Origin of the sequence: Geminocystis sp. GBBB08, from assembly GCF_016743215.1 — a bacterium.
Taxonomy (GTDB): domain Bacteria; phylum Cyanobacteriota; class Cyanobacteriia; order Cyanobacteriales; family Cyanobacteriaceae; genus Geminocystis.
The window spans coordinates 1-4,454 of record NZ_VRZC01000239.1; the positions used below are offsets into that span (position 1 = coordinate 1).

Below are 4,454 nucleotides of genomic sequence, written 5' to 3' on the forward strand. Positions count from 1 at the left end.
AATCAATTAAGTACTCGTGCAAAATAGATTGTGAATTTTTAAATTAATTAAAATAACATACAATCCTTGTTGCCTATTGCTTATTATCTTCTGTCTTTCATAAAGTAAATATACAATTAATTTTGCCTACTTACTTATTAGAAAAAACCGAATATTTTTAAAGAAAATTTACTTAATGGAAGTAAAATTACCCCATTAGCAATGAAGTTTATTTTATTGGGAGATAAATAAAAGTTTTAAGCAATTCCATCGCCTCTCAATAAATTAAGAGATAATCTATCTTTGATTTAACGGTGAGTGTCAAATATTTTATTAGTTCATTTTAATGAACGTTTTTTGTTAGTTTTAAAATTTATTTAAGGTTTTCATGAAGATTCAGTATTTATATTTAAACTTTAAAATCATCCTTAAAAATCAAAAAATCTATTGACGAAAATTTTTTAAATATTTACAATTAAATTATCAAACTACTATTTTAAGAAATAATCCCCATGATTAACACCATCAAAAATACCGCTTTAGCCACCCTAATTATGGGTAGTACAATTGCAATATCGGGGTGGGTAACTCCTCAGTCCGTTAATGCCCTTACGGTTACGACTCCGAATCTACAAAGTACTACAGGTAACAATACTGCCTTAAGTATTAGCAATCGAACTTATCAAATGCAGTATGGGGCATCTTTATTGACAGGTATCAATATCGGAGATGTCATCACCGGCTTAACCTTTCGCATATCATCCAACTTGTTAAACTCTAATTCCCTGGCGGCATCCTTTACTGACTATGAGATTTATCTTTCCCAAGCAGTTAATACCATTGCCAATATGAGTACGACTTTTGCGAACAATCAGTCCAACTCAGTTCAAGTTCGTGATGGTGCTTTATCTTTTAATGCTAATGATTTTCAAGGAGGAGCCCTTAACCCCAGTACAAATCCCTTTGGTCCGGTTATTTCTTTCGACAATCCTTACACCTATCAAGGAGGTGATTTGGTAGTATTAATTCAACATACTCCGAGTTCTTCAAATATCGGCTTTTTAGATGCTTTGAATACTTCTACTCCGGGTTATGGAACAGATTTTCGAGCTTTCACTGGAAATTCTTTCGGTGCAACAACAGGAACACAGGCGAGTATAACAATAACTCAATTTACAGTAGAACCCCAAGCTGTTCCTGAACCTTTAACGATTTTAGGCACGTTAGCCTCTCTCGGTTTTGGTATTGTTTTCAAAAAGAAAAGTCAGCAAACTCCCTAAATTCTTGTTTATAATTCCCCCTTTGTTAACCAGGGTTTTTTCAAAGTCGGGCCAAAATTAAAAATAAAGATGGACTTTTTTGTCAGACAATTAACCATATCCATCTTATTTTTTGTTTATTTAAAATAAGTTATGAACATCTTATTTCAGTTATAATTAACCGTATAAATACATAAACGGTAAACCAAAAATTAAATCAGTTTCCAAACATTATGGATGCAATCACTTATACTCAAGCTAGAAAAAACTTTACTTCTGTAATGAATCAGGTTTGCGAAAATCATGCCCCAATTATCATAACCCGTCAATCGGAAAAACCAGTAGTGATGATGTCCCTTGAAGATTATAGCTCGATCGAAGAGACATTATATTTATTACGGAGTCCAAAAAATGCCCAACGACTTTATAAAGCATTAGGAGAAAAGAATTAGACAAGAAGAATATCAAACAAAGTATTCAATAATTTTGGGATTCATATTTTAAAATTCTTAAAAATCAAAAAATCTAAGGTAATCTTAATTGGTTACGAGAGGCTAAACGAGCTTTTCCTGATGTTGCCCAATTTTGCAAAAATTCAATTTGTTCTTTTGCCGTCCTTGCTAACGGTATAATTTGACTAGCTGCGCTTAATATATCTTCATTGGTGAAATCTCGATTTTGACTAAACCCTAAGTGCATGGCCTCAATTATTGTTTGCTCAATTTCAGCCCCTGAAAATTCGGGAGTTTCGTAAGCTAATCGTTTTATGTCATAACTACTTAAATTATGAGGACGTAATCGGGCTAAATGCACCTTAAAAATTGCTTCTCTTTCTTCTTGGCTAGGTAATCCCACAAAAAATATTTCGTCAAATCTTCCTTTTCTCAGTATTTCCGCAGGTAAATTTTGAATATTATTAGCTGTTGCCACCACAAAAACAGGACTTTCTTTTTCCGCTAACCAAGTAATAAATGTCCCAAAAACTCGGCTAGTTGTGCCTGAATCGCCTTTGCCATCAGCACCTGCAAAACTTTTATCAATTTCATCAATCCATAAAATACAAGGAGATAAAGCCTCTGCTAAATTAATCATTTGACGGGTGCGAGATTCCGATTCCCCCACTAATCCCCCAAATAATCGCCCTACATCTAACCGTAGTAAGGGTAAATGCCAATGGTGGGCGATCGCCTTTGCTGTTAAGGATTTTCCTGTACCTTGAATACCTACTAATAGTAATCCTCTCGGAAAAGGTAGCCCGTAAGCCCTTGCTGATTCACTGAAAGCATTACCCCGTCTCAATAACCATTCTTTCAGATTGTCTAAACCGCCAATGTCAGAAATTTGTTCTTTGGCTGGATAGTAGTCAAGGATTTTTGTTTGCCTTATGGACTGTTTTTTCTCTTCTAATATCAGTTCTACATCTTCTTCTTCTAATTTTCCATTTTGAGCGATCGCCCGTGTAAGCACTCTTCTAATGCGTTCTAGGGATAATCCTTGAGCCGATCTCACTAATTCTCCTAAAAATTGCTCTGTCAAATATTGCCCTGTGGATGAAAGTAACCGTTGTATTTCTATTTTGATTTCATCGGCTTGGGGTAAAGCAAACTCGACAATAGTAAAAACTTCTTTCAACTCTGTAGGGATATTAATTTCTGGGGCAACGATAACCACATTTTTCGGTTGTGCTTTCAAATTTCGGGCTAAATTACGCAATTTTCGAGATACTGATATATCTTCTAAAAATCGTTGAAAATCTCTTAAAATAAAGACACCACCAATGTTAGAGGGGAGTTTTTCGATAAATTCCAGAGCTTGTAACGGATTCCGTCTGGCAAAATTAGCATTATTAGGATTATCTTGATAGCCGTCAACGAAATCCCATGTATAGATGTTGCGATTATTCACCTTTTTACCGATATTGGCAATGGCTTTTTCTACCCTTTCTTCTTCTTGGGTAGGAATATAAATAAGAGGATAACACGCCCTTAATAACAGTGAAAATTCTTGACTAAAATGATTCATCAAATTAATAAATTAATTAAAAGTTAATCCTTACTGAAAATTTACCACCGATTATTTATCACCTCCAGAGTTTGGTGATTTATTCTTTTATTAAATTAGCTAAACTTGACCATCGATTATCTTTAATAGTACTATCTTTTTTCTCCTTGAGAAGAGGAGGTTGACAATCATTTTCACAAAGATTACGCAGTGGCATTGCTAAAGATAATTGCTCATAAATCCATTCATCCACGATTAATTCGCCATTCGGTGGCAAAGTTTCCGATAAATCTTCGCTGATAATTTCTCTTTCTAAAGGATAGTTTAAATCTGATTCTTCCTCTTTCAATAAAATAATTTCGGAGGTATCCACTTCTAAACGATGGTTAAAAGTTTGTAAACAGCGATCGCAAGTTAAAGTTAAAATGGTATCAGCTTGTAATTGTAACTCTAAAAAATTACCCCGATGGCAAATCTGAAAAATTCCTCTAACGGGAATAAGACTATTTAAACCTGAAATTTGATGATTTAACTTAATTTCCTCTGTTTGTTGAGGCATTTTTAACAATCGAGGGATATAAATTTTTTCCATAGTTAAAATTGTTAACAAGATTGATGTTGTTGAATAAATAAATCTGTTGCAAATCTCCCTAACTTCCCTTGAAAGGGGAGATGCAAAGACACAAAGAGTTTTTTCTTTTATTCTTCAATTTTTAATTTTTATATTCTAATCAAATAATGTGCCTAAATTTTTTTTAACCAATATTCTACTTACTTTTTATTTTCTAGCCACTGACGAAACTCTTTTAATAGAGCATTTTCCCCCATTTCTTGACGTTTTTGTAAAAATCTCAGAATATCTTTTTTTGCCAAAATTGATAATATATTAGATCGATCATAAAGCTGATAAACTTCATTTTCTAAAACATAAATGAATAAGTCTTTACCATCAAATTGCCATACTTCACCAATACCAAGACTAGCATAAATACTTAATCGATCTAAAGAGCTACTGGTAATATCAATTTCAAGGGCTAAATCTGGTGGAGGATCGATATTTAAGTCAAAATCTAATTTACCACGAACGATCGCCTCATTATTAATATAATAACACTCATCAGGTTCTATCCCTTTTTGTAAATCTTCCCGACTCCATGTTGTTGAGCCTAAACTACAGATTTCTAAATCTAAAACTTCTGTAGTGGTTTCAACTAT

At 33.4% G+C, this 4,454-nt stretch carries 5 protein-coding genes; 2 read left to right on the top strand and 3 right to left on the bottom strand.

Going from position 1 to position 4,454, the window contains the following annotated elements:
* The first annotated feature begins 491 nt into the window (after positions 1–491).
* Positions 492–1,259 (top strand): PEP-CTERM sorting domain-containing protein, encoded by a 768-nt coding sequence (locus FWJ34_RS18500; RefSeq protein ID WP_308256806.1) that lies wholly within the window; start codon positions 492–494, stop codon positions 1,257–1,259.
* Positions 1,260–1,471: 212 nt separating this feature from the next.
* Positions 1,472–1,690: a type II toxin-antitoxin system prevent-host-death family antitoxin gene (locus FWJ34_RS18505; protein WP_308256807.1), complete on the top strand. Its 219-nt coding sequence runs from the start codon at positions 1,472–1,474 to the stop codon at positions 1,688–1,690.
* A gap of 73 nt (positions 1,691–1,763) precedes the next feature.
* On the opposite strand, the gene FWJ34_RS18510 is transcribed toward FWJ34_RS18505, so the two are convergent.
* The 3 genes from FWJ34_RS18510 to FWJ34_RS18520 all read right to left on the bottom strand — a co-directional run.
* The gene (locus FWJ34_RS18510; RefSeq protein WP_308256808.1) at positions 1,764–3,260 is read right to left on the bottom strand and encodes an AAA family ATPase; all 1,497 of its coding nucleotides are present in this window, start codon (positions 3,258–3,260) and stop codon (positions 1,764–1,766) included.
* A 79-nt stretch (positions 3,261–3,339) separates the two neighbouring features.
* Positions 3,340–3,831, bottom strand: a complete 492-nt coding sequence (locus FWJ34_RS18515; RefSeq protein WP_308256810.1) for a YceD family protein — start codon at positions 3,829–3,831, stop codon at positions 3,340–3,342.
* Between the two features lie 179 nt (positions 3,832–4,010).
* On the bottom strand, positions 4,011–4,454 hold a 444-nt coding region (locus FWJ34_RS18520), incomplete at its 5' end, for a Uma2 family endonuclease (protein WP_308256809.1).

Excerpts from the sequence above, each read along its gene's own strand:
- FWJ34_RS18500 (WP_308256806.1), top strand. The coding sequence starts at position 492 with ATGATTAACACCATCAAAAATACCGCTTTAGCCACCCTAATTATGGGT.
- FWJ34_RS18505 (WP_308256807.1), top strand. The coding sequence starts at position 1,472 with ATGGATGCAATCACTTATACTCAAGCTAGAAAAAACTTTACTTCTGTA.
- FWJ34_RS18510 (WP_308256808.1), bottom strand. The coding sequence starts at position 3,260 with ATGAATCATTTTAGTCAAGAATTTTCACTGTTATTAAGGGCGTGTTAT.
- FWJ34_RS18515 (WP_308256810.1), bottom strand. The coding sequence starts at position 3,831 with ATGGAAAAAATTTATATCCCTCGATTGTTAAAAATGCCTCAACAAACA.